Source organism: Stenotrophomonas sp. CFBP 13718 (assembly GCF_014842145.1).
Classification (GTDB): Bacteria; Pseudomonadota; Gammaproteobacteria; order Xanthomonadales; family Xanthomonadaceae; genus Stenotrophomonas.
Genome location: NZ_JACYVC010000007.1, coordinates 1 through 26,507, shown reverse-complemented (window position 1 = coordinate 26,507; position 26,507 = coordinate 1). Strand labels below are relative to the sequence as shown.

Sequence of the window (26,507 nt, the reverse complement as noted above, 5' to 3'; positions counted from 1 at the left end):
TGACTCCGTACAGCGGGTGGAACAGCTCCGTCCAGGGCTCACGGTCCCCGGCGGCGGGCAGATTATGCGGTCCGCCCCGGTGAGTTCTGCGTGCAGGAATCGAAACGCGGGTGTTACAGCGGGGTGGGGATCACGCATCGCAGGGCATCAAGCGACAACGTGCCACGACGGCCGGCGCGGCAGGGCAGGCAGGACGGGGCCAGCGTTGCAGTGCAGCATCCATTCGGGCGGCAAGGGCCCACTTTCGTGTTGCCGCCGCAGCAGGACCTGCGCCGGAGGTCGATGTGTCGATCGTCATGCCTGTTGCCATCCAGTCATCACGCGCCGGGTAGAGTGCGTGTTCCCTTCCCGGCAGGAGCGCCAGCAATGCTGTGCCCCGTATGCAAGACCCAGGCGCTTACCATGTCCGAACGCCAGGGCATCGAGATCGATTACTGCCCGCAATGCCGTGGCGTGTGGCTGGACCGTGGCGAACTGGACAAGATCATCGAGCGTTCGGCATCGGCGCCGGCCGTCCCGCCGCCCGCACCGGTCCAAGCGGCAGCGCCCGCTTACAGCCAGCCGCCGCCGCCGGTAGCCGTGCAGCACCGCGATACGCGTCATCTTGGCCAGAACCCTTACAACCCGCAGGGCCAGCACGGCTACAAGAAGAAAAAGAAGGAAGGGTTCCTGTCCGAACTGTTCGACTTCTGATCGAGCAGCAGGCACGCCGCCCCTAAGCGGGGCGGCGCAGGATGAATTCCAGGTCGCGCGACGCGCCCACGATGAAATCGTACTCGCCGACTTTGCTGCAGCCATGACGTGCGTAGAAGCGCTGCGCACCGTGATTCTCCGACCACACGCCCACCCACAGCGTGCGCCGTCGCGGCTGATCAAGCCACACAAGGAACGCGTCCATCAGGCGCGCGCCGTGGCCGCCGTTCTGGTGGCTGGCCTGAACGTACAGGCGTTTCAGTTCGATGTCGCCCGGCCGTGCCAGCGTATGCGGCAGGCTGTTGGGGCCAGCCGCCAGATAACCCACTGCGATGCCATCCTCCTCCAGCAGCCACGCGGCGCTGCTGGGATCGGCCAGTTCAGCGCGTTGCGGCATTGGACTGTAATGCGCCTGCAGGAAGTCCTGCAGGTCCTGCGCAGGATACGAGTCGCCGAAGGTTTCGGTGTAGGTCGCGATGGCGATGGTCGACAGCGCGTCGGCATCATCGACGCCGGCGCGGCGCAGGGTGACGGGCATGGGGGCAGGGCAGCAGTCAGCGGGGCCGCAGTTTACTGCCCCGGTGCGTGGCGCGCACCGGGGCGGCATGGATCAGAACCACATCCTGATGCCGGCAACCCAGCGTGTGTCACGCGCGTGGTCGCCCGTGGCATCGGCATGATCGGCACTGTCGCCGAATCGACGCTCATGGGTGATGCCGATGTAAGGGGCGAAGCGTCGGCTGAACTCGTAACGCAGGCGCAGTCCTGCTTCCGCTTTGTTCACCCCTCGCCCGATGCCTCGCTCTGGCTCATCGCGCGCAGCCAGGGTGGCCTCGAGCATGGGCTGCAGGACGAGGCGGTTGGTCAGAAGCACTTCGTACTCCACTTCGGCCTTCGCCATCACCTGTCCACCCGATCCGAGATACAGCGTTGCCGCCGTTTCGAACTTGTACGGTGCCAGGCCCTGGATACCCAGCGCCGCCCAGCTGCGTGACGGTCCGGTACCGACGTCCTGCTTCATGCCGGCCACCACGTCCCACCACGGTGAAATGCTGCGGCCGTACAGCAGCTCTACATCCGCCGTGCCGGTGCGCCCGCCGCTGCGCTCGCCTTCGCTGCGAAGCCACAGGCGGTTGATGTCACCACCGATCCAGCCACTGGCCTCCCACGCTTGGCTGCTGCCGTGGCGACCTTCCCCGTGCTCCAGGCGATCCACGCGCAGCAGGCTGTGGACGGAAGGTGCATGCTGCATGGCATCGTGGCGGATGGGTGGAAACGCGGCCACCCGATCCGCATCGGTCACGGCGGGGATGGGAACGCGCGGTTGCGCGGGCGCGGCCTGCCTGTGCGCGGCCCCTGTCGAGTCATCCCCCTGCTCATGCGCTGTGTCCGAATGGTCCATCGAGGAATGATCCATCGAGGAGTGGTCCATCGTGGAGTGGTCCATCGCAGCGGCAGGTGGCGCGGCAGGGTGGTCATGCGGGTGCGATTGCGCCATGGCGGCAAACGGGGCCAAGGCGACGAGCGTCAGCGCGCTGCGCTGGAGGGCCGTATGCAGGCTCATTCTTCGATCCTCACTTCGCGCATCATGCCGGCTTCCATGTGGTACAGCAGATGGCAATGGAAGGCCCAGCGGCCCAGTGCATCGGCCCGCACGCGGTAGCTGCGGCGGGTGCCCGGTGGCATGTCGACGGTGTGCTTGCGCAGGTGGAAGTTACCCTGCGCGTCCTCCACGTCACTCCACACGCCGTGCAGGTGGATGGGATGCTGCATCATGGTGTCGTTGACCAGCACGATGCGCATGCGCTCGCCATAGTTGAGCCGCAGGGGCTCGGCACCGGCGAAGGGGATGCCGTCGAACGACCAGGCGAACTTCTCCATGTTGCCGGTGAGATGCAGCTCGACCTCGCGGCCCGGCTCGCGACCATCGGGGTCATCGAACAGGCTGCGCATCGCGCCGTAGGTCAGTACCTCGCGGCCATTGTCGCGCAGGCCGATCCCCGGATCGTCGAGCTTCGGGTCGGTCGCGCTGCTTTGCATGTCCACCAGTGGATTGCCGCGTTCGCTGGCCGGGTGTGTCACGGCGACCGCCGTCGTGCCGTGCGACGCGTGCGCGCCGTGGTCCATGCCGGCCATGTCGTGGTCCATCCCGGCGGCCGCACCATGACCCATGCCGTGGCCCATGTCTGCCATGGTCAACAGCGGGCGCTGATCGCGTTCCGGCACTGGCGCCTGCAGGCCATGGCGCACGGCCAGCGTACCGGCGGCGAAGCCGGTGCGGCCCATGTCCTGGCAGAAGATCGTGTAGGCATCCTGGCCGCTGGGCTCTACCAGGACGTCGAACGTCTCTGCAGGCGCTATGCGGAATTCGTCGATGCTGACGGGATGGATGTACTGGCCGTCGGCCGCGACGACCGTCATCTTCAGACCGGGGATGCGCACATCGAAGTACGTCATGGCCGCGCCGTTGATGAAGCGCAGCAGTACTTTCTCGCCACTGCGGAACAGCCCGGTCCAGTTGCCGGCCGGCGCTGTGCCATTCATCAGGTAGGTATACGTGTGCGCGTTGACATCGGAGATGTCGGTGGGGGTCATGCGCATGCGTCCCCACATGCCACGGTCGGACAACGCCGCGCTCCAGCCGTCGCGGCGGACATCGCGCACGAAGTCGGGCAGCGTCCGCTTGTAGTAGTTGTCATGCTCGGCCAGCTTCTTCATGCGCCGGAACAGTGCACCGGGATCCAGGTCGGTCCAGTCGGAGAGCAGGACGACATGCTCGCGATCGAACGCGTAGGGCGGCGGCGCAGCGGGATCGATGATCAGCGCACCGTACAGCCCGGCCTGCTCCTGGAACATCGAATGGCTGTGATACCAGTAGGTGCCCGACTGGTTCAGGGTGAAGCGGTAGTGGTAGGCCTCGCCGGGCGCGATGCCGTTGAAACTCAGGCCCGGCACGCCGTCCATGTTGGCGGGCAGCAGGATGCCGTGCCAGTGGATCGAGGTGGGATGGTGGGCCAGCGTGTTGCGCACGTGGATGTCGACGGTCTGGCCTTCGCGCCAACGCAGGACCGGGGCCGGCAGGCTGCCGTTGACCGTGATCGCCGGGCGGGTCCGGCCGGTGAAGTTCGCGGCTGATTCGCCGATGGCCAAGTCGATGCGGGAGTGGCTGAGCACCCGTGGCGCACCCGCCAGACCCGGCCCCGCCGCCGCGAAGGCACGCGGCGTGATACCCGCCGCGGCGATGCCGGCGACCACGCCACCAGCCGCCAGCCCCTGCACGAACAGGCGGCGCGACGGCATCGCGGGCAGGCGCCCGCTGTAAGAAGAAGAAACACTCATGTTGGAAACTCCAGACGCAGGAGGTCACCGGCCGTGCCGTAAGGGCAGCGGGCCAGCGTCGAATCACGCTCGGGGCGTGCGCGTTGGACTCAACCGATGGGAGGACGTTGGATGCGCTGCAGCGAGGGCGTTGGAATATCCGTGGCGTGTTGCGGGAACGGGCCTGCATCGGCAGGCGCCACAGGCAACAGCAGGGCGCCCGTAGCCGCCAGCGCAGGCTGCTGTGCGCATGCACGCAGGCAGTCCTTCAGCTTGCAGTGACTGTCGTCGATGGGCGCCTGCAACTGGCTGGCGAGCGGCTCTGCGGCCATGTCGGCGTGCGTGTGGCACGGCGGCGCCGTCTTGGCTGCGGTTTCAGCCGTCGCGGGCATGGCTTGGGCACTGGCCATGGCGACGTTCAGCCCGTTGAACAGCAGGCTGAGCATCAACACTACGCGCAGCAGGGTGGAGGCAACGGACATGGGCGTACTTTAGCGGGAACCGGCGGCGGCTGCAGCCGCGGTCTGAACGGTCGGTTCAACGCTGGACCCGCACCAGGGCGGTGAGGGACGCGCGTTGTCAGTGCTGCTGGGGATCACCCTTCTTCGCGCACCACGTCGATCAGCTTGGGGCCATAGCGTGCGAGCTTGGTACCGCCGATGCCGCCCACGCGGGCCAGCTCGTCCAACGAGGTCGGCCGTTGTTCGGCGATGTTGCGCAGCGTGCTGTCGTGGAAGATGACAAACGCCGGCACGTTCTGCTCGCGGGCCAGCTCGGCGCGCAGCGTGCGCAGTGCGTTGAACAGCAGCAGGTCCTGCGGCAGCACTGACAGACCGCTGCCGCTGCGCGGGGTGCTGCGTTCGCGGCTGCTGCTGGGCGCGCTGTCACGCCGCATGCTGATCTGCCGCTGGCCTTTGAGTACGTCCCGGCTGGCATCGGTGAGGCGCAGGCCGCCGTGGCCGGCGGTATCCACCTCGAGCAGGCTCGTCGCCACCAACTGCCGGAACACGCTGCGCCACGTGCGGCTGTCCAGGTCCTTGCCGATGCCGTAGGTACTAAGCTTTTCATGCCCGCTCTGGCGGACTTTTTCATTCTCGCTGCCACGCAGGATGTCGATCAGATGGCCCACGCCGTAGCGTTGGCCGCTGCGATACACACAGCTGAGCGCCTTCTGCGCGGGGACGGTGGCGTCCCATGCGGCAGGCGGGGTCAGGCAGTTGTCGCAGTTGCCGCAGGGTTGCGGATAGGTCTCGCCAAACCCGGCAAGCAGCACCTGGCGGCGGCATTGCATGGATTCGCAGTAGCCCAGCAGGTGGTCCAGCTTGGAACGTTCAAGCTGCTTGCGCTCCTCGCCTGCTTCGGACTGCTCGATCATCTGCTTCAGCAGCACCACGTCGCCCAGTCCGTAGCAGAGCCAGGCCTCGGCCGGCTCCCCGTCGCGGCCGGCGCGCCCGGTTTCCTGGTAATACCCTTCCATCGACTTGGGCAGGTCGGTATGGGCGACGAAGCGCACGTCGGGTTTGTCGATCCCCATGCCGAAGGCGATGGTCGCGCACATCACGATGCCGTCTTCGCGCAGGAAGCGGCGCTGGTTGTTGGCGCGCACCTCTGCGGGCAGACCGGCGTGGTAGGGCAGCGAGGTGAAGCCTTGGCTGGACAGGAACTCGGCGGTTTCTTCGACCTTGCGCCGGGACATGCAGTAGACGATGCCGGCCTCGTTGCGGTGGCTGGCCAGGAAAGCGGTCAACTGCTGCCGCGCGTTGTCCTTCTGCACGACGGTGTAACGGATGTTCGGCCGGTCGAAGGAGCTGACGAAGTGGCGTGCCTGGGACAGGTCCAGGCGCTCGGCGATCTCACGTTGGGTGGGCGGATCGGCGGTAGCGGTCAGGGCCAGCCGCGGAATCTCCGGCCAGCGTTCGTGTAGCACGGTGAGCTGGCGGTATTCGGGGCGGAAGTCGTGGCCCCACTGCGATACGCAGTGGGCTTCATCGATGGCGAACAAGGCGATGCGGCTGCGCGAGAGCAGGGACAGGAAGCGTCCGGTCAGCAGCCGTTCGGGGGCGACATAGAGCATGTCGAGGTCGCCGGCCAGCAGGTCGCGCTCCACCCGGGCGGCGGTTTCGCCATCCAGGGTGGAATTGAGGAATTCAGCGCGCACGCCAAGCTGGCGCAGGGCTTCGACCTGGTCCTGCATCAAGGCGATAAGCGGCGAGATGATGATCCCGCAGCCGTCGCGCAGCAGCGCGGGCACCTGGTAGCAGAGTGACTTGCCACCGCCAGTGGGCATCAGGACAAGGGCGTCATGGCCGGCAGCGACGTGCTCGACGATGTCCCGTTGCGGGCCGCGGAAGTCGTCGTAACCAAAGACGCGGCGGAGCAGCTCGTGCGCGGGACTGGAAGGCATCCCGATAGTTTACCCCGTCGGGCGACTGCAGGTTTACCGGCAACGGCAACGTCAACGGCAATGGCAAAGGCAACGGCAAAGGCAAAAGCAACGGCAACGGCAAAAGCAACGGCAACGGCTGCAGGGCCTTGGGTTGGCGAGGCGGGGTGGGTTGGCGGGGGACGGCAAAAACTGCATCCATGCGGGCCTTGTTTCGCGCCATCCATGGCGCTCAACACCCCCGCCAACCCACCCCGCCCCGCCTTCGACAGGTCCATGGCGGCCATGGAACCGTCGGCATGCGGTCATCGGTAGCGCCGACCCATGGTCGGCGAGCGCAGCGGGCCGTTGGCGTGAACATTCCGCCGAGCACGGCTCGGCGCTACCACGGCAATCCTCGCCATCCAGCCGGGTGCAAGCCCCCTTTGTTAAGGGGGCGCGCCGAAGGCGGGGGGATAGGAGGAATGCGCGGGCAGGAGCCGGGCGGCGCAGCCGTTCGGCTCCTGCTAAGGGGGCGCGCCGACAGGCGCGGGGATAGGCCGGCGAGTGTTGCAGGGCCCATGATTCCGCTCGCGGAATCATGGAAATCCCGTAGGGGCGAAGCCGCGAAGGGATTACTGCAGCAGCGAACGCAGCATCCAGGCGTACTTCTCGTGGGTCTGCAGGCGCTGGGTCATCAGGTCTTCGGTGGGGGCGTCGTCGGCGTCGTCCGCGACGTCCAGTACCTGGCGGGCGGTGCGGCAGACCGCCTCGTTGGCGACCACCAACTGGCGTACCATCTCACGCCAGTCGGCGCTGTTGGTCAGGCCCGCTTCTTCCGGGATCGAAGTCAGCGCGGCGAACTCGCGGTACGAACCGGGAGCATTGAAGCCCAGGGCGCGGATGCGCTCGGCGACTTCGTCCAGTGCGGCCCACTGTTCGGTGTACTGCGTTTCGAACATGGTGTGCAGCGAGTTGAACATCGACCCGGTCACGTTCCAATGGAAGTTGTGGGTCTTCAGGTACAAGGTGAACGCATCCGCCTGATAGCGCGAGAGGCCATCGGCGATCTTCTTGCGCTCTGCTTCCTTGATCCCGATATCAATGCCAGGTGCCGACGGGGCGGCATCGGCCAGCTTCTGCTTGCCGGTTTTTTCCTTGGCCGCCGGGGCCTTGGTGACACTCTTGGTCTTTGCCATGGGGACGTTTCTCCTTGTGGGTGAGATGATCTCTACGATAGACCAGAACTAATGACTGGTCGCTTTCAAAAAATCAAACGAATCGATTGATGAAGTCTATTGAAAAAAACCAGGCGTCCAGCCTGCGCGATCAGCGGGCCGCCCTCGACGGCGCCATGACCCGGGACCGCTCGCGATTGCTCGCGCTGTTGTCCCGTTGGCAGGCGAAGCCGGGCGACGCTGGCCTGAAGTCGGCCTTCGAACAGGCGCTGCAGGCCTCGTTGCAGCGCCGGCAGGCGCGTGCCCGGCAGAAACCGGCCATCACTCTGGACCCGCAACTGCCTATCGCGCGTGAAGCCGAGGCGATCACGGCGCTGATCCGCGACCACCAGGTTGTCGTGATCGCCGGTGAGACCGGTTCGGGCAAGACGACCCAGCTGCCCAAGCTGTGCCTGGCCGCGGGCCGCGGAGAGGCCGGCATGATCGGCTGCACCCAGCCGCGGCGGATCGCCGCACGGGCGGTGGCCACCCGCGTCGCCCAAGAGCTGAAGAGCGAGCTGGGCCAGCTGGTCGGCTATCAGGTGCGCTTCAACGACAAGGTCAGCGAAGAGAGCCGTATCAAGTTCATGACCGACGGCATCCTGCTGGCGGAAATCGCCAGTGACCGGTGGTTGTCGCGCTACGACACGATCATCGTGGATGAGGCGCACGAGCGCAGCCTCAACATCGATTTCCTGCTGGGCTATCTGAAGCAGCTGCTGAAGAAGCGTCCGGACCTCAAGCTGATCGTGACCTCGGCCACCATCGATACGGGTCGCTTCGCCGAGCACTTCGACAATGCGCCGGTGATCAGCGTCGAAGGCCGTACCTTCCCCGTGGACGTGCGTTACCGGCCGCTGGAAGGCGAGGGGGAAGCGCAGGGCGAGCGCACGGTCAACGATGCGATCGTCGGTGCCATCGACGAGATCACCCGGCTGGACGCGCGGGGCGATGTGCTGATCTTCCTGCCAGGCGAGCGCGAGATCCGCGACGCCCACCAGTCGCTGGAGCGTCGCAAGTACCGCCAGACCGAGGTGCTGCCGCTGTATGCGCGGCTGTCCAACCAGGACCAGGACCGGGTATTCAATCCGGGTCCGAACCGTCGCATCGTGCTGGCGACCAACGTGGCCGAAACCTCATTGACCGTGCCACGTATCCGCTACGTCGTGGATCCGGGGTTCGCCCGGGTCAAGCGCTACAGCCCGCGGCAGAAACTTGATCGCCTGCACATCGAACCGATTTCGCAGGCCAGCGCCAACCAGCGTAAAGGGCGCTGCGGGCGCGTGTCCGAGGGCATCTGTTACCGCCTGTATGCCGAGCCCGATTTCCTGGCCCGGCCGGAGTTCACCGATCCGGAAATCCGCCGCTCCAGCCTGTCCGGGGTGATCCTGCGCATGCTGCAGCTGGGCTTGGGTCGCATCGAGGACTTCCCGTTCCTGGAGGCGCCGGACGAACGCGCCGTGGCCGATGGGTGGCAGCAGCTTGCCGAGCTCGGCGCGGTCGATACCGAGCGGCGCCTGACGGCAGTGGGACGGCAGATGGCGCGGCTGCCGGTGGACGTCAAGCTGGCCCGCATGCTGGTCGCAGCGCAGGCCGCCGGTTGCCTGAAGCCGATGCTGGTGATCGCATCCTTCCTCGGGATCCAGGATCCGCGGGAGCGTCCGCCCGAGGCGCGCGGTGCGGCCGATACGGCGCATGCGCAGTTTGCCGATGGACGTTCTGAGTTCGTGGGTGTCCTGCGATTGTGGGATGCCTACCGGCAAGCACACGAAGACATGACCCAGTCCAAGCTGCGCGACTGGTGTGGGCGCAACTTCCTCGGCTTCCTGCGCATGCGCGAGTGGCGGGAGCTGCATCGACAGCTGCGCCTGCTGTGCGAAGAGCTGGGGTGGGCGGAGGAAGGCAACGAGGCCTCGATGGCGCCGTTGCTGGCCGGCAGCAAGGCGCCCCCCGCGAGCACCGACGACGCCACGGCGATCAAGGCGACGCGCGGCCAGTTGCACCGCGCCGCGCGGCTGGCACGCGAGGGCAAGCCTGCCGAGCAGGCGCCTGCGCCGGTGGCGGCAAGTGCCCGCAAAGACCAGGCGCCAGAGGGCGGCGGCTTCAGCGAGCGTGCACGTGCCGCTGCCTACCAGACCCTGCATCGCGCGCTGATCGCCGGCCTGCCGACGCAGATCGGCCACCGCACGGAGAAAGGCGACTTCCAGGCCCCACGGCAGCGGCGCTTCCAGCCGTTCCCGGGATCCACGCTGGCCAAGCGGCCGCCGCCGTGGCTGCTCGCCGCCACCTTGCTGGACACCCAGAAAATATGGGGCCTGACCAACGCGTCGATCGAGCCGGACTGGGTGATCGCCGAGCTGCCCCATCTTCTGCTGCGTCGACACTTCGATCCGCATTGGTCGCGCGCGCAGGGTCAGGTGCTGGCGTCGGAGCAGATCAGCCTGTTCGGGTTGGTGCTGGCCCCGAAGAAGCCGGTGCATTACGGGCGCATCGAGCCGTCCGAAGCGCACGACATCTTTGTCCGTCAGGCCTTGGTGACCGGCGAAATCAACACCCGCGCCAGCGTCATCGCCGACAACCAGAAAGTGCTGGAGCAGGCGCGCGAAGAGGAGGCCAAGCTGCGGCGTGCCGGGATCGTCGCCGACGAAGGCTGGCAGGCGCGCTGGTACCTGGATCGCATTCCGTCGGAAATACATTCCGCCGCGGGGCTGGATGCATGGTGGAAGAGTCTGTCGCCTGCGCAGCGCCATGGCGTGAGCTGGTCACTGATCGACCTGCTGCCGGGCGAGGGCAGCGAGGAGGACCGATTCCCGAAGTACTTGTCGCTGGGCGATGCACGGCTGCCGCTGCACTACCGGTTCGAGCCGGGAGCGGACGACGATGGCGTGACGCTGGACGTACCGTTGCACCTGCTCAATGCGTTGGACCCGGTGCAACTGGGCTGGCTGGCGCCCGGTTTCGTGGCCGACAAGGCCACCGGGTTGATCCGCAGCCTGCCCAAGGCGATGCGGCGCAATTACGTGCCCGCACCTGATTTCGCACGTGCGTTCGCCGAAGCATTCCCGCAGCCCAGCGCCGATGACATCCGCGGTGAGCTGGCGCGCTTCCTGTCGCGTGCAACCGGTGCGTCCGTGGCGCTCGTCGATTTCGACCTCGACGCAGTGGACACGCACCTGCACATGAACCTGCGGCTGCGCGACGAGCACGGCAAGGTGTTGGCCACCTCGCGCGATCTGGATGGTCTGCGCGCCCGCTTTGGCGACAAGGCCGGGCAGGCGTTCGCGGCGCGTGCGGGCCGTGACATGGCGGAGGAGGGGCTGCGCGAGTTCCCCACCACGCCGATTCCCCTGCAGGTTCCCGGCGAGGCGGGCGTGCCGGCTTACCCTGCGCTGGTGGACGAGGGGGACAGCGCCGCGCTGCGCATCTTCGCCGACCGGCAGCAGGCAGCCGACGCGCATCCAAAGGGCGTGCGGCGCCTGCTGGAGATCGCCTTGGGCGAAAAAACCAAGCAGGCCCGCAAGCAGCTTCCCGTCTCCCCCAAGACCGGCCTGCTGTATGCCGCCATCGAATCACAGGAGCGGCTGCGGGGTGACATTGTCGATGCAGCGATGAACGCGGTGCTGGCCGATGGCCTGGCCGACATCCGCGATCCCCAGGCGTTCGCGCAGCGACGGGACAGTGCCATCAAGACGCTGTTCGGCGAAGCGATGGAGCGCCTGAAGCTGGCGGAATCCATCCTTGGGCTGGTGGCGGAACTGAAGCCGGCGCTGGAAGCACCGTTGATGGGGTGGGCGCGCGGCAACCTCGATGACATGGAGCGGCAGCTCGCAGGGCTGGTGCATGCTGGCTTCCTGCGTGAAACGCCGGCCGACGCGCTCGCGCAGTATCCGCGTTACCTGAAGGCGATGCTGCTGCGCACCGAGCGGGCCAAGCGTGATCCACCGCGCGACCAGGCCCGCATGCTGGAGCTGCATCCGTTCCTGGATGCCCTGGAGCGGGGTCGCGGAAAGCGGCTGCAGGACCGCCCGCAGTGGCAGGCACTGCGTTGGGACATCGAAGAACTGCGCGTTTCCCTGTTCGCCCAAGAGCTGATCGGGCGCGGCGGTATTTCGGCGAAGAAGGTGGCGCAGCGCGCGGCCGAACTGCAGAAGCTGGGCTGAGACCCTTTGTGGCAGCGGGGGCGAGGGGGCGGCACGACATGACCGGTGGTCGGGCAGCCTCGGCGTTTACACCGCGCTGCCGCATCCGGAAATCTTTGAATTCGTCAGCCGCTTCATCGGAACTGCGCCAAGGCCGCGCGTCGAACCAGGGCGGGTCGGTGGACCCGCCCTCGGCGGTCGGGATCGCGTTCGGCGTGGTTGCGGTCGTGCGCAGGCAGACCGAAGCAGTGGCACACAGCGAAGAAGGCGGCACGGACGTCCCAGCCGTGAGCAGGCGGGAAGGCACAGCAGGTCACGCGTCCAAGCCCGTCATGACGGAGTGGGGACAGCTTTCTGGCGATGAGCGCACGCGAATGGCGCACCTCACTGATGATCAGACCCTATCCTGATTCGCGGTTCGATTGGTTCTGCCTAGGGTGTCTGCTGGTACGTGTCTTACAGGCGAGTCAGAGAAAGATGCTTGCCAAGTCGGAGCTGTTCCGACGGACATCGAGGTCTTTAGATGATCAAGCAGAACCGTATCTTCATGGCGCCCAGTTCCAGGCAGGGCGTGGGTGGGAACCTGATCGCTCGTGCCGTTATCTTGGGTGTACTGGCGCTCGGCCCGCTACAGGCCTATGCCGCTGCCCCGGCCAGCAGCGCGGCCTCGCCGCAGCAGCAACGGGTCAAGCCCCTCATCATCGGAGGGTCCGAGGTTCCGCAAGGCCGTTATCCCTATGTGGTCGAGCTGGCGTCACAGCTACGGGGCAGCACTGCCGCACTGATCCACGACTGCGGTGCCAGCCTGATATCGCCGTCGGTGGTGCTCACTGCGGCGCATTGCGTGGAAGACATGGTGGGAAAGGAGGGTAAGGAGTCGGCTGACCCGCTGAGGCTGGTGTTCAACCGCGTCGACCAGCGCCAACGCCATCTGGGTGAGGAGCGGCGTCCCCGTTATGACTCCAGCAATGGCGAGTATCAGATCATTCTGCACCCGCGCTACCGCGAGGGTGGAACCTTGGCCTTCGATGTGGCGGTAATCCTGCTGGACAAGCCGGTGACCAGCGTGCAACCGCTGATGCTGCCGTCGCCCGGCTCGGATGTGCTTGAACGGCCGGGAAGCCTGCTGACGGTTGCGGGTTGGGGCAACACGTTCTCGGACGCTGGCGCCAGTGCTCCCTCGGTGTTGCAGTCGGTACGGGTGCCGGTTGCAGCGTCATGGGAATGCAGTTTCGCCTATCCGATGAGTAATCCCGATCCTGAGTTCCGCTTCCTGCCAGGCTCGATGATGTGTGCTGGCGTGCGTGGTCTCGATTCCTGCCAAGGCGACTCCGGCGGACCGTTGTTCACCGAGATCCCGGGAACCTCCATGGCCGTGCAGGTGGGCGTGGTGAGCTGGGGCGAGGGCTGTGGAAAAGCCGGAAAGCCGGGTGTCTATGCGAAATTGTCGGCACCGGAGATCTACGAGTTCGTCTCGCAGTACAGCGGCCAGTAACACCGTGCGCAACAGGCTGCCGACCGTATCGGCAGCCTGACCGCGGTTACTTGACCCGCTTCACCTTGGCGCGGGTGTTGACGCCCGGGATCTGCAGGAACCAGGCGCCGCTCACGGACGGGGCGATGGACACCTCAGCATCCTGGCGACGCACACCGGCCAGCGTGGCGCCGTCGGTCTGCTCCCAGCTCTGCCCGTTGGCGAGCACGTAGACGCGCCCTTGGGCGAATCCGCGGAACTCGCCCGGCAGCACGCTGACGATCGGCTCGCGGCTGCCAAAGTCGAAGAAGCCGCGGTTCTTCTCCACGACCTCCTTGCGGCCCTCTTCGCGTGCCACTTCCACCGCCGCTGCGGACGCGGCTTCGACCTTGCCCTGCAGCCAGCGGTTGAGTGCGCCCAGTTCATCGCGGCTCAATTTGTCCAGGCCGGCCGCCTTGAACTCGGTGGCGCTCATCTGGTTCTGCAGGTCGCCTTCAACCACGCGTTGTGCCAGCGCGGTGGACGATACGGCCAGCAGGGCGAGCGTACAGACGAGCAGGCGGGGGGATGGCAAGGACATGCGGCTTCTCCGTTGGATGGCTGGATTGTAGGGCAGGCGGTCATCCAGATGCGGCATCAGCAGATGCGGCACCGTCACGTACGGGGTCATTGTCCCTGAACGGGTGCGGCGCTAGTGTAGGTCGTACTTGTCTCAATCGTGATCGTCATCGTAGTGAACCGTGCTTCCGTACCCGGGCTGGATGCCTTGTTGAACCGCCCTTCCGCCGCCGTGGTCCCCGCGTCCCTGCGCGAGGCCTTGTTGGCGCAATCGAGCACGACGGACGCACACGGTGAGGGCGCGGCCAGCTGGTCCTTGCTGGGCGACACCTTCGACGCGCTGGCCCTGCTCTCGGCAGATGAGAGCGCGCTGGTGGCTGCGCTGCTGTTCGATCTGCCGGGCCTGCGGGCGGGTATCGCGGCGCTGCCGTTGTCCCACCCCGCGGCCGTGCACGGTCTGCTGGATGGCCTCGATGCGGCCGATCAGGTATGGGCGCTGCACGCAGGTCGCGAGGCGGGGCGCAACAGCGAGGGCCTGCGTCGCCTGCTGCTGGCGATCATCCAGGACCTGCGCGTGGTGCCGGTGCTGCTGGCCCGCCAGTTGGCGCGCATGCGCGCCGCCGACAAGCTGGATGAAGAACAGCGCCGCGCGCTGGCCCAGCTGACGCGGGACATCCATGCGCCGCTGGCCAACCGCCTGGGTATCTGGCAGTTGAAGTGGGAGCTCGAGGATCTGGCGTTCCGCTACCTGGAGCCGGACACCTATCGCCGTATCGCGCGCGAAGTCGATGAAACACGCATCGCACGCGAGCGCTACGTCGAGAACGTCAAGAAGCTGCTGCAGCGCGATCTTGCGGCCAATGGCATCAAGGCGGAGGTCAGCGGCCGACCCAAGCACATCTACAGCATCTGGCGGAAAATGCAGAAGAAACGGCTGTCCTTCGATCAGCTGTATGACATCCGCGCGGTGCGGGTGATGGTCGAGGACGTGGGCGCCTGCTACGCCGCGTTGGGCGTGGTGCACGCGCTGTGGGCGCCGGTGCCGAGCGAGTTCGACGACTACATCGCGCGGCCCAAGGCCAACGATTACCGGTCGTTGCATACGGCCGTGGTCGGACCGGAAGGACGCACCATCGAGGTACAGATCCGTACCCACGACATGCATGCGCAGGCCGAGCTGGGCGTCGCCGCGCACTGGAAATACAAGGAAGGCGGCAAGGGCGCGGAGAAAGCGTTCGACCGCAAGATCACCTGGATGCGGCAGTTGCTGGAGCAGGCCCAGGACGCACCGGGCGGCGAGCTGGCGGGCGCGTTGGACGCCGAACTCACCGAGGACCGGGTGTATGCGCTGAGCCCCAAGGGTGAAGTCATGGACCTGCCGCAGGGCGCCACACCACTGGACTTCGCCTACCACGTGCACACGATGGTCGGGCACCGCTGCCGCGGCGCCAAGGTCAACGGGCGCATCGTGCCGTTGACCTACCGCCTGCGCAGCGGCGACCGGGTCGAGATCCTGACGGCGAAAGAGGCCGATCCGCGCCGTGACTGGCTGTTGCCGGCCAATGGCTACCTGGCCAGCAACCGCTCGCGCGAGAAGGTGCGCAACTGGTTCCACAAGCTCGATCGCGCGCGCAACGTGCAGGCGGGGCGCGAATTGCTCGAGCGCGAGCTGAAGCGGTTGGGCCTGGGTCAGGCGGATCTGTCCAGCGTGCTGAAAAAATTTCACGCCGACAGCAATGATGACCTGTACATCCAGGTGGCATTGGGCGACACCGGTCCCAACCAGGTCAGCCGCGCCCTGCTGGAAGCCGAGCGGGCCGCCAACCAACCGCCTGCCCCGCCGGCGTTGCCACGCCCGACGGCGCGACGCGAAGGCCTGGGAAAGAGCAACTTCACCGTGCAAGGGGTAGGCAACCTGCTGGTGCAGTTGGCCCGCTGCTGCCAGCCGGTGGCAGGCGAGCCGATCGTCGGTTACCTGACCCGCAGCCGCGGCGTCACCGTGCACCGTGCCGACTGCGCTGCCTTGGCGCGTCTGTCGGCTGCCAGCCCGCAACGCATCCTGCCGGTGGAGTGGGGGCGTGCAGGCAGCGGTTACGAGGTGGATGTGGTGGTCGATGCGGTGGACCGGCGTTGGCTGTTGAAGGACATCACCAACCTGATCGCGCAGGAAGAAGCCTATGTGCTGGATATCCACAGTGACAACGTCCGCGACAGTGGACGTGCGCACCTGCGGCTACGCCTGAAGGTCACTGACTTCGACCAGCTGTCGGCGCTGCTCGGCAAGATGGATGCCTTGCCGGGTGTCATGCATGCGCGGCGGCTGGGGTAGGTTTCACGCTGCACCGGCTACGCTTGGCGCATGCACCGACCTCATCGCTCCGACAATCCGCATGCCCATGAGGCACTGGCGCGCGTGCGCCGTGAGGGGCGATGGTGGTGGTTGCAGGCACGCCACACGCGTCGCATCTGGCGCTGGGCACTGCTGGGAGCCGTGGTGCTGTTCGTGCTGCTGGCGGTGTTCCGCCGCCCACTGGCGGACTGGTTCTGGGCCGAGCCACGCATCGAACAATTGATAGAACAGGGCGACCACGCCCTCGCGGCCGGCCGCCTGAGCGCGCCGGATGGGAGTGGCGCGCGTGAGTACTACCAAGCGGCGCTGGCGCTGGACAGCGATCGCGGTGCCGCCCGCGCCGGACTGGCGCGTACCGGTGATGCGGCCTTGCAGGCCGCACGCAGCGCACTGCAGCGCAATGCGCTGGACACGGCGGCGGAGGCGCTGCAGTTGGCACGCCAGCTGCAGGTGCCGCAGGCACGCAGCGATGCCATCGCCTTGCAGCTGCGTGAGCGGCGGGCGGCAGGGGCCGGGCTGGACGCATTGCTGCAGCAGGCGCGCACTGCGTTGGCGGCACACCGACTCGATGGGGATGCCGATAGTGCGTTGCCGATCGTCCAGCAGGTGCTTGAGCTGCGCCCTCAGGAACTGGCAGCGCTGGAACTGCGCGAGGATGCACTGAGCGACCTGCTGCTGCAGGCCAGGCAGGCGAGTGGGGAGGGCGACGTGGTGCAGGCCGCCGATCTGGTGCGGCGTGCCCGCGGGTATGACCCCGGGCATGCCGATCTGCCTGCCAGCCAGGAGGCGCTGTCCCGCGCGCTGGAAACGCGCGTGCGGGCGACCGCCACGGCGCTGCGCCGGGGCCGCCTGGATGCGGCGGTAACGCAGTTCGCGCCGGCACTGCAGGCAGCGGCGGACGACGCGCTGGTCGCCGCAATGCGGGAGCGGATGGTTGCCGAGCTGCTGCAGGACAGCCGCGCGCGTGCTGCAGATTATGACTTCACCACCGCCCTGCAGCGGATCGACCAGGCTGCCGTACTTCGAGGCTCCCCCCGCGAGCTGGCATCCGCCCGGCAGGACCTCGAACGCGCTCGTGCGGCCCGCCATGCCATGCCACAGGCAAGCGGGGCCGGTACCGTGGCAGGAAAACGCAGATTGGACCGTCTGCTGTCCCAGGTGGCCGAGGCAGAATCCGAAGGACGTCTGATCTCTCCGCCGGGCGCCAGTGCCTACGACGCACTGCGTGAGGCGCAGGCACTCGCACCGGGTGATCGCCGCGTGGCCGCGGCCGCCGCACGCCTGCTGCCTGCCGGGCGGCAGTGCTTCGAGCAGGCATTGATGCAGAACCGGGTGGAGGCCGCAGGGGCGTGCCTGCAGGCATGGCAGGCGTTGGCCCCCGGGGGGGCCGGCATTGCCACGGCCAGGAACCGACTCGCCCAGCGCTGGCTCGCGGTTGGCAGCGAGCGCTTGGGGCGGGGCGACCTTGCCTTCGCCGAACATGCCGCGGCACAGGCACGGCAGCTGCAGCCTTCACTGTCGGAGCTGACGGCCTTCGAGGCACGGGTGCAGCAGGCTGCTGGAGGGCGTTGAGGTCAATCGAAGAAAGTGCGACGGATTCCTTCGCGTGCGGCCTCCATCGAAAAGTGCTCTGTAACATTCGCGAGCCCACCTTCCGCCAGACGCTGCCAGAGGACCGGATCGCTATAGAGGCGTACGACCGCAGCCGCAAATGCCTCCGCGTCATCGGCGACCAGAGCATCTACTCCATCCACCAGGTGCATCCCCTCCACCGCACATGAGGTCCCCACCACGGGTTGGCCGTGGGCCATGCTCAGGTTGATTTTGCCCTTGACGCCGGCGCCAAATCTTAGCGGCGCTACAGCAATGCGCACGCTCGCCATGTAGGGCACTATGTCCTCGACAAACCCGTGCATTCTCACCCCCGGCTGTTGGCCAGCAAGGTCGAGCAGAGCGTTCGGTGCACCGGCCCCAATGCAGTGAAGTTCAACCGTAGGTAAGGCACGGCGAATCCTTGGGAACACGTCGGAAATAAACCATTCCATGGCGTCCAGATTCGGTGGATGACGGAAGCCTCCCACGAATACAAGGTCAGCCCGCTGAGCAAATGGCTCCCCTGGCCCCGCCACCTCATGCAGATTTGATATCAGCTCTACGTGGACGCCCGGTGCGTCCTGTTGAAGGTGGTCTCTTTCGGCAACGCTGACGAGAAGCGTGACATCGCAGCGCTGCATCACCTGAAGTTCGCTTAGACGTGTGCGTTCTGCGTTTCGCCGCATTGCAAGATCCCCTGCGATCTGGGCGCCACGGCGTTCCCGCAGGTAGTGAAGATCGACGGTGTCGAACACGCGGCGGGCACAAGGCGCGAACTTCTCAAGCAGTGGAAGACATTCTTTGGCAAGGTGGTGACGTACCATCATGACCACGGCGAAGCGAGGCCCATGCACGCGTAGCCAACCAGCGATGCTGTGCAGATAGGGTGCATACCAGACCTCAACACCCATTTGTTGTAAAGCCTCGGTAGCTTGCCCGCCGTGCTCCCGTCTGGTGGGTACGAATACTACGTGCGCACCATTTTCGATCAACAATCTGATCAGATTGAACTGGCGAAGCGAAGCAGAATCGCGCTCCGGTCGTGGTACGTCCTCGTCAAGAATCAATATCTGCCGCTGGCCGGAGTGGAGGGCTTTAGGAGATGGGACTGTGCCGACAGGAAGTTGTTTCTGAAGATCGGTGGTCCACTTTTCCGAAAAACGCTGTTGGTTGCGCACCTGATAGGACTTCACGCCAGCGCGCGTGTCGGTGCCATTGCTGGTGCCTTCGTCGTGGATAACGCGACTATGCGGTTGAACCAGGACCCGGCGTCCCATCGCGCGAACCTGGAACGCCAGATCCGTATCCTCGTAGTAAGCCGGCCGATAGCGAAGATCGAATCCCCCAATGCGGTCCCACAGCTCCCGCTGCACCATCATTGCTGCGCCGGAACCGTAGTCGGTATCGCGCAGGCTGGCAAAACGAGGGTCATCCGCGGATTCGAATCGGCCATAACTCCAGCCGCTACCGTCGGCGAATATGATGCCACCAGATTCCTGCAATCGGCCGTCCGGGTAAAGCAACTGTGCGCAGACAAGTCCTGCGTCAGGCAGCTTTTCAAAAACATCGAGCAGTGCGTCCAGCCATCCTGGTTGAGGCACCGTGTCATTATTCAACAGGGCAACGTACTGCCCTCGAGAACGTCCGACGCCGTCGTTGCACGCTTCTATGAATCCTCCGTTGACAGCTCGCTTTTCATAGCGGAGGCCGGCAACGTTGGGCAGCTGCTCCGGAGTGGCATCTGTGCTTCCGTCGTCGATGACAAGAACTTCACAGGCGACTCTTGGCGGATGTGCGGCCAGCGCACGCAGGCAGGCGAGCGTATGATCGATATGGTTGTAGACGGGAATGACAATGCTGACGACAGGCTGCGTGCTGAACGGTAGACTGAATGTCTGAAATGCTGCATTCGGTGGCATGTAAAGAGCGCGCATGGGCGGCCCAGCCGCAGGCCTCGCGTGAACCGTCACCCGCTGCCATGTAGCACGCCATCCCCGTGCACGCAGGCTTGAGCCGGCCCGTCGTGTCAGTCCAAGCAGACGATGCAGGGTTGAAAGGGCCTGGGCCCACGATATGGTCACTCCGGCGCAACTCCAGCTTAAGCACGAAAAACGTTCGCGGCCACTTCCCGCGTCGCTGCGGTAGACTCGCCCAACCCTATATTGTCGCATGCCTGTGCCCCGACGCTACGATTCCGACGACATCGACGATCTCGACGACGACAACGAGACCGGACCTTCGCCCTGGCGCCGCCGCGTGATCACGTGGGCCATGGCCGCCGTGGCCCTCGGCCTTGGCTTCCTGATCCCGTACACGGTTTACCTGAATCACCAGGTCACCCAACGCTTTGGCGAGCTGCGCTGGCAGATCCCCACGCGCGTCTATGCCCGTCCGCTGGTGTTGCTGCCGGGGAAGGCGATGGACGCGGCGACACTGAAGACGGAGCTGGCCGCCTCGGCGTACCGTGACGATGGCAACGGCAAAGCGCCTGCCACCTACACCGTGCAGGGCACGCGCTTCACCATCTCCAGCCGCGGCTACAACGATGTGGACGGTCGCGTTGCCCCACGTCGGGTCGAGCTGAGTCTTTCCGGCGGTACGATCACCTCGCTCCGCGATCCTGACAGCCGCAAGGCGCTCAAGGCGGCCCGGCTGGACCCCGCTCGGATTGCCACGCTGTACGGCCAGAAGCAGGAGGAGCGTCGCCTGATCCGCATGGAAGAGGCGCCCGACCTGCTGGTCACCGGCCTGCAGGCGGTGGAAGACAAAGACTTCAACCGGCATCACGGCATTGATCTGTCCGGCATCGCGCGCGCCGTCTGGGTAACCGTGCGGTCGGGCGGACAGAGTCGGCAGGGTGCGTCGACGTTGACCCAACAGCTGGCGCGCAGTGGCCTGCTGGGTATCGGCAAAGAGCAGACCATCACCCGCAAGTTCAACGAGGTACTGTTCGCGCTGATCATGGAAGCGCGCTACGACAAGCGCACCATCTTCGAGGCGTACCTCAACCAGGTCTATCTCGGCCAGCGTGGCAGCCAGGCCATCCATGGCATGTCGTCGGGTGCGGAGTTCTGGTTCGGGCGCGATCTGTCCTCGCTGGAAAGCGAGCACATCGCGCTGCTGATCGGCCTGGTCAAAGGACCGTCTTTCTACGACCCGCGGCGTAACCCGGAACGCGCCCTCGACCGGCGCAACTTCGTTCTCGGCAAGCTGCACGAGGCCACGCTGATCGACGACGCCGAGTACCAGCGCGCCGTCAAGGCACCGCTCGGCGTGCCGGAAAACCCCGGCCTGGTGGCCGCGAACCGTTTCCCGGCCTACGTCGATCTGGTGCGCCGCCAACTGGGGCATGACTACCCTGAGTCGGTACTGCAGGGCGCCGGCATGAGCGTGATGAGCGGCATGGCACCGTCCGCGCAGGCGTATGCCGAAGGGGCTGTGACCCGCACCGTCAAGTCGCTGGAAAACAAGCGTCGGCCGGAAATCCAGGCGGGGCTGGTGCTGACCGATGTGCACAACGGCGACGTGCTGGCGGTGGTCGGCGGCCGCGACGTGGCTGCCCCCGGTTTCAACCGCGCCATCGAAGCGCAGCGGCCGGTGGGCTCCCTGCTGAAGCCGTTCGTGTACCTGCTGGCATTGGCGCAGCCGGATCGGTACTCGCTGGCCAGTTGGGTGGATGACTCCCCGGTGACCGTGAACCTCGGCCGCAACCGCAACTGGTCGCCCGGCAACGCCGACAACCGCAGCCATGGCACGGTGCGGCTGATCGATGCGCTGGCGCATTCCTACAACCAGGCGACGGTACGCGTGGGCATGCAGGTGGGGCCTGAGCGCGTCACCCAGTTGATCCATGTGCTCGCCGGCATCAAGGCCGACTCCAATCCATCGGTGATCCTGGGCTCCACTGACCAGAGCCCGTACGCGATGGCGCAGCTGTACCAGTTCCTGGCCTCCGGCGGCGAGATCCAACCGCTGCACGCGGTGCGTGGTGTGCTGGATCCGCAGGGCAAGCTGCTCAAGCGTTACGACAAGACCCCGGCACCCGCACAGGAGGGTGACTCGATTGCCGCCAACCTGATCAGCATCGGCCTGCAGCAGGTGGTATCCAGCGGCACCGCGCAGCGCTTGAATGCCGATGGCCTGGGCCGTTTGCAGGCGGCGGGCAAGACCGGCACGTCCAATGACGGTCGCGACAGCTGGTATGCCGGCTACACCGGTGACCACTTGGCGGTGGTGTGGATGGGCAACGACCAGAACGAGCAGACCGGCCTGTTTGGCGCGACCGGTGCGATGCGGGTCTGGTCGGGCATCTTCTCGCGCCTGCCGACGGCGCCGCTGAAGGTCAGTGGCAAGGGCGTGGACTGGCAGTACGTTGATGCCACCGGCAGCAGCGCCACCGATGAAACCTGCCCGGGTGCGCGACGCTTCCCGTTCGTGGTGGGCTATGCACCGGCCTATGCGCCGTGCACGCCACCGGCGGCGTTGCCGGAAGAAGGCGGCGAGGGCGAGGGCGGTGGCTGGCGCAGCTGGTTCGGTCTGGATCCCAAGCCGGAGGCGACTCCGCAACCTGCCGCGCAGCCGGCTCCTACGACGTCCCCGAGGTAACTGTCATGACCTTCCGTAACCTGCGTGTTTCCCTGCTCTGCGCGGCGCTGTGCGCATCGCTGGCCGCCTGCGTGACCGCGCCGCCGCCGGTTGTTGCGCCCGTGGACACTACGACCCCTGCACAGCGCATGGCCGCCGTGGAAAAGATCGCCGGTCACGACGACAAGGAACTTTCCGTACAACCGCTGCGCGATCCGCAGGTGGACGACCTGCGCCAGAGCGCCCAGGCCGCGCGCCAGGCGAACGACCTGGCAGGGGCGGCTGGCCACCTGGACCAGGCGCTGACATTGGTGGCGGAAGATCCGGCGGTGCTGCAGGAGCGTGCCGAAGTCGCGTTGCTGCAGGGCCAATGGGCACCGGCCGAGCAGTTCGCACAGCAGGCCATACAGCTGGGGTCGAAGACCGGACCGCTGTGTCGGCGCCACTGGGCGACCATTGAACAAGCACGGCTGGCGCGCGGTGAGAGCGAAAACGCGGTATCGGCGCACGCGCAGATCGAGCGCTGCACCGTGCCGGGCATCATGCGCTACTGAGGTTGGCGAACGGGTGGCACCCCCTCGCGGGTGGCTCTCAAGCTTGAGCTGAGCTTGGGCCGGGCGGTGGGGCTGGGCGGGGGACGGCAAGGGCCGCTCATGCGTGCCTCGTTTCGCGCCATCCATGGCGCTCAACGCCCCCGCCCAGCCCCACCGCCCGGCCCTCTGACAGGTTCCGTGGCCGCCAGCCGCGTAATAAAGAAAAAGGAAAAGCGGTAGCGCCGACCCGTGGTCGGCGAGCGCAGCGGGCCGTTGGCGGGAACATTCTGCCGAGCACGGCTTTGCGCGACCGCAGGCCGCATTGACCTATCTGGTGGAAGGAGCCCCTGAGTCAGGGGCGGCCGCGAAGCGGCGGGGTGTGGGTGCTGGTGAGACGGGGCCCACGGTTTGCGCAGCAAAGCGTGGGAGCGGCAGCGCGAATGCGATGACGTGGACCCGGGCGCCGCTCGGCGAAAAAAACCGCCAGCCGGTATCCTGTGGAGGTTGATGAAGCCTGATCTTGTCCATGCCAGCCGCGAGGCGCTGAGCGAGGGTGGGGCACTCGCCTCCCACGTGGATGCGTTCGTGCCGCGTCCGGCGCAACTGCGCCTCACCGAAGCGATCGCCGAGACGCTGCAACAGCGTGACCTGTTGTTGGCCGAAGCCGGCACGGGGACCGGCAAGACCTATGCGTATCTGGTGCCGGTGTTGCTGTCGGGCCTGAAAACCATCATCTCCACCGGCACCCGCGCGCTGCAGGACCAGTTGTACCACCGCGATCTGCCGCGCGTGCGGCAGGCGCTGGGGGTGGGCCATCGCAGCGCGTTGCTGAAAGGCCGCTCGAATTATCTGTGCCGTTACCGCCTGCAGCAGGCACGTGGTGAGCCGCGGTTCTCCACACCCCAGCAGGCGGCAGAGTTCCAGCGCGTGCTCGCCTGGTCCGGACGTACCCGCCACGGTGACATGGCGGAGCTGGAAGCCTTGGCCGATGACTCGCCGCTGCTGCCGATGGTCACCTCCACCGTCGACAATTGTCTGGGCACGGAGTGCGCGTTCTACGACGACTGCTTCGTGGTGCAGGCACGGCAGCGGGCGCAGGCTGCCGATGTCGTCGTGGTGAACCATCATCTGCTGTTGGCTGACCTGGCGCTCAAGCAGGAAGGCTTCGGTGAACTGCTGCCGGGAGCGGAGGCGTTCGTCATCGACGAGGCGCACCAGTTGCCCGAGCTTGCCGCGCAGTTCTTCGGCGAAGGCTTCGGCATGCGACCGTGGCAGGAGCTGGCGCGCGACTGCCTGCTGGAGTCACGCAGCGTGGCGGGTGCGCAGGCATCGCTGCAGGGCCCGGCCGGCGCACTGGAGCACGCGCTGCAGGATCTGCGCACGGCGATGGACGGCTTGCCGCCGCGTGGCACGCAATGGCGTGCGCTTGCGGTGCCGCAGGTGCGTGACGGATTCGATGCGGTGATGAGTGCCCTGCATCTGCTGCTGCAGGTGCTGGACACGCTGCGCGAAGCATCCGCCGGCCTCGATGCGTGTCATGCGCGTGCGCGCGAGGCGGTGTCCCGCCTGACCCGGTGGCTGGGCGACGATGCGCCACTGCTCGACTTCGACGCCGAGCCGGAGCCGCCGTCCGCGCCTGCGGCGGACGTGCTCTGGTATGAGCTGACCCCGCGTGGATTCCGCTGCCAGCGCACGCCGATGGATGTCTCCGGCCCCCTGCGTGAACACCGTGAGCGCACTATGGCCGCCTGGATTTTCACCTCGGCCACGTTGACGGTGGGGGGCGGCTTCGAGCATGTCATCCAGCGGCTGGGGCTGGACGATCCGCGTACGCTGCTGCAGGCCAGCCCCTTCGACTGGCCGCGCCAAGCGCTGTGCTATCTGCCCGAGGGCTTGCCTGATCCTGCGGCACGCGGCTTCGGTACCGCCCTGATCGCTGCGCTTCGGCCGGTGCTCGAGGCGTCGCACGGGCGCGCGTTCCTGTTGTTTGCGTCGCACCGTGCGCTGCGCGAAGCGGCCGAAGCGCTGCGCGGTGCGCCGTGGCCCTTGTTCGTCCAAGGGGAGGCGCCCCGCGCGACGCTGCTGCAGCGCTTCCGCGAATCGGGCAATGGCGTGTTGCTGGGATCGGCCAGTTTCCGCGAAGGCGTGGACGTGGTCGGCGATGCGCTGAGCGTGGTGGTGATCGACAAACTGCCTTTCGCCGCACCGGATGACCCCGTGTTTGAGGCGCGCCTTGAGGCCATCCGTACGCAGGGCGGCAACCCGTTCCGCGACGAACAACTGCCGCAGGCAGTGATCGCGCTGAAGCAGGGCGTGGGGCGCTTGATCCGCAGTGAAACCGACCGTGGAGTACTGGTGCTGTGTGATCCGCGCCTGCTCAACCGGAGCTATGGTCGGGTCTTCCTGGATTCGCTGCCGCCGTTCCGCCGCACCCGCGCGCTGGCCGATGTGCAGGCCTTCTTTGCGCCACAATGGACGCCTCCGGCGGCACAGGCTGACGATCCCCCGGGCACGCCCCTCTCTTTGTTCTGACCGCTGACCCCACGATGAAACTGCTCGCTTTTGAACTGTCCACCGAAGCCTGTTCCGTTGCCGTCCATGTGGACGGTGCGGTGCTGCAGCGCTTCGAGATCGCACCACGACGGCATGCCGAACTGGCGCTGCCGTGGGCCGAGGCGCTGTTGGCGGAGGCCGGCATCGCGCGTTCGCAGTTGGATGCGATCGCGCTGGGGCGCGGTCCGGGGGCATTCACCGGTGTCCGGCTGGCGATCGCGATAGCGCAGGGCGTGGCGCTCGCACTGGACCGGCCACTGCTGCCGGTTTCCACGCTGCAGGCGCTGGCGCTACGTGCGCCGGCGGATGCGCAGCACGTCCTGGCCGCGATCGACGCCCGCATGGGCGAGGTGTATGTGGCCCGATACCACCGCGTCGACGGCCTGCCGCAGTTGCAGGACACCGAGCGCGTGTGTCCGCCGCAGGCCGTGTCGGTGCCTGCCGGCCTGCGCTGCTTTGGCGTGGGCACCGGGTTCTCGGCCGCCGATGGCGCGGTGCCGACGTTGCTGGGCGGTACGCTGAGCGGCGTGGACGAAACCGCGTTGCCACAGGCATCGGATGTGCTGGCACTGGCGTTGCCGATGCTGGCACGGGGCGAGGCGGTTGCGCCGGAACGGGTGGAACCGGCCTACCTGCGCGACAACGTGGCGTTGACCCTGGTGGAGCAGCAGGCGCTGCGTGCGTCCAAGCTGAAGTAGGTCGGCGAACGGGTGGGACCCCCTCGCGGTTGGCTCTGACAGCAGGTTGCTTGCTTGGGGCCGGGCGGTGGGGCTGGGCGGGGGACGGCAAAAGCTGCATCCATGCAGGCCTCGTTTCGCGCCATCCATGGCACTCAACGCCCCCGCCCCAGCCCCCCCGCCCGCCCCCTGACAGGTTCCGTGGCCGCCAGCCGCGTAGTAAAGAAGAGAAAATCGGTAGCGCCGACCCATGGTCGGCGAGCGCAGCGGGCCGTTGGCGGAAACATTCCGCCGAGCACGGCTCGGCGCTACCGCAGGCCCCGTTGGCGCGTCGGGTGGAGGGAGCCCCTGAGTCAGGGGCGGCCGCGAAGCGGCGGGGTGTGGGTGCTGGTGAGACGGGGCCCAGGGTTTGCGAAGCAAAGCGTGGGAGCGGCAGCGCGAATGCGATGACGTGGA

The 26,507-nt window shown here is 66.6% G+C and carries 17 protein-coding genes; 9 read left to right on the top strand and 8 right to left on the bottom strand.

Going from position 1 to position 26,507, the window contains the following annotated elements:
- Positions 1-366 precede the first annotated feature (366 nt).
- Positions 367-693: a zf-TFIIB domain-containing protein gene (locus IFT58_RS12195; protein WP_192095222.1), complete on the top strand. Its 327-nt coding sequence runs from the start codon at positions 367-369 to the stop codon at positions 691-693.
- 22 nt (positions 694-715) lie between these two features.
- Here IFT58_RS12195 and IFT58_RS12190 read toward each other — a convergent pair whose 3' ends face one another.
- From IFT58_RS12190 to IFT58_RS12165, 6 genes are all read right to left on the bottom strand, one after another.
- Entirely contained in the window at positions 716-1,231 is a 516-nt protein-coding gene (locus IFT58_RS12190; protein WP_192095220.1) for a GNAT family N-acetyltransferase, read from the bottom strand.
- A gap of 72 nt (positions 1,232-1,303) precedes the next feature.
- The gene (locus tag IFT58_RS12185) at positions 1,304-2,191 is read right to left on the bottom strand and encodes a copper resistance protein B (protein WP_249405698.1); all 888 of its coding nucleotides are present in this window, start codon (positions 2,189-2,191) and stop codon (positions 1,304-1,306) included.
- 62 nt (positions 2,192-2,253) lie between these two features.
- Positions 2,254-4,032 carry a copper resistance system multicopper oxidase gene (locus tag IFT58_RS12180; protein WP_249405692.1) on the bottom strand — a complete coding sequence of 593 codons (1,779 nt, stop codon included), beginning with the start codon at positions 4,030-4,032 and terminating at the stop codon, positions 2,254-2,256.
- A gap of 89 nt (positions 4,033-4,121) precedes the next feature.
- Positions 4,122-4,493, bottom strand: coding sequence for a CopL family metal-binding regulatory protein (locus IFT58_RS12175; RefSeq protein ID WP_192095216.1), 372 nt, complete (start codon positions 4,491-4,493; stop codon positions 4,122-4,124).
- Between the two features lie 113 nt (positions 4,494-4,606).
- Positions 4,607-6,415, bottom strand: a complete 1,809-nt coding sequence (recQ, locus tag IFT58_RS12170; protein WP_192095215.1) for a DNA helicase RecQ — start codon at positions 6,413-6,415, stop codon at positions 4,607-4,609.
- 593 nt (positions 6,416-7,008) lie between these two features.
- Positions 7,009-7,572, bottom strand: a complete 564-nt coding sequence (locus IFT58_RS12165; protein ID WP_223202890.1) for a Dps family protein — start codon at positions 7,570-7,572, stop codon at positions 7,009-7,011.
- Between the two features lie 89 nt (positions 7,573-7,661).
- Between IFT58_RS12165 and hrpA the strand changes: the two genes are divergently transcribed.
- Positions 7,662-11,750: an ATP-dependent RNA helicase HrpA gene (hrpA, locus tag IFT58_RS12160; RefSeq protein ID WP_192095213.1), complete on the top strand. Its 4,089-nt coding sequence runs from the start codon at positions 7,662-7,664 to the stop codon at positions 11,748-11,750.
- 502 nt (positions 11,751-12,252) lie between these two features.
- On the top strand, positions 12,253-13,224 hold the full coding sequence (locus tag IFT58_RS12155; protein ID WP_192095210.1) for a serine protease: 972 nt from the start codon (positions 12,253-12,255) through the stop codon (positions 13,222-13,224).
- A 46-nt stretch (positions 13,225-13,270) separates the two neighbouring features.
- On the opposite strand, the gene IFT58_RS12150 is transcribed toward IFT58_RS12155, so the two are convergent.
- Positions 13,271-13,783 (bottom strand): hypothetical protein, encoded by a 513-nt coding sequence (locus IFT58_RS12150; RefSeq protein ID WP_188324714.1) that lies wholly within the window; start codon positions 13,781-13,783, stop codon positions 13,271-13,273.
- Between the two features lie 153 nt (positions 13,784-13,936).
- On the opposite strand from IFT58_RS12150, the gene IFT58_RS12145 reads away from it, so the two are divergent.
- Together IFT58_RS12145 and IFT58_RS12140 are read left to right on the top strand one after the other, a co-directional pair.
- Positions 13,937-16,090 carry a RelA/SpoT family protein gene (locus tag IFT58_RS12145; RefSeq protein WP_192095208.1) on the top strand — a complete coding sequence of 718 codons (2,154 nt, stop codon included), beginning with the start codon at positions 13,937-13,939 and terminating at the stop codon, positions 16,088-16,090.
- Between the two features lie 30 nt (positions 16,091-16,120).
- Positions 16,121-17,683, top strand: coding sequence for a hypothetical protein (locus IFT58_RS12140; RefSeq protein WP_192095207.1), 1,563 nt, complete (start codon positions 16,121-16,123; stop codon positions 17,681-17,683).
- Between the two features lie 2 nt (positions 17,684-17,685).
- On the opposite strand, the gene IFT58_RS12135 is transcribed toward IFT58_RS12140, so the two are convergent.
- On the bottom strand, positions 17,686-19,785 hold the full coding sequence (locus IFT58_RS12135) for a glycosyltransferase (RefSeq protein WP_192095204.1): 2,100 nt from the start codon (positions 19,783-19,785) through the stop codon (positions 17,686-17,688).
- Between the two features lie 94 nt (positions 19,786-19,879).
- On the opposite strand from IFT58_RS12135, the gene mrcB reads away from it, so the two are divergent.
- The 4 genes from mrcB to tsaB all read left to right on the top strand — a co-directional run bounded on the left by mrcB (position 19,880) and on the right by tsaB (position 26,072).
- Entirely contained in the window at positions 19,880-22,309 is a 2,430-nt protein-coding gene (mrcB, locus tag IFT58_RS12130) for a penicillin-binding protein 1B (RefSeq protein ID WP_192095401.1), read from the top strand.
- A 5-nt stretch (positions 22,310-22,314) separates the two neighbouring features.
- Entirely contained in the window at positions 22,315-22,842 is a 528-nt protein-coding gene (locus IFT58_RS12125; RefSeq protein WP_192081036.1) for a hypothetical protein, read from the top strand.
- Between the two features lie 486 nt (positions 22,843-23,328).
- Positions 23,329-25,353, top strand: a complete 2,025-nt coding sequence (locus IFT58_RS12120; RefSeq protein WP_192095202.1) for an ATP-dependent DNA helicase — start codon at positions 23,329-23,331, stop codon at positions 25,351-25,353.
- 14 nt (positions 25,354-25,367) lie between these two features.
- A complete protein-coding gene (gene tsaB, locus IFT58_RS12115; RefSeq protein ID WP_192095201.1) occupies positions 25,368-26,072 on the top strand; it encodes a tRNA (adenosine(37)-N6)-threonylcarbamoyltransferase complex dimerization subunit type 1 TsaB in 705 nt (234 codons plus the stop codon).
- The last annotated feature ends 435 nt before the right edge of the window (positions 26,073-26,507 follow it).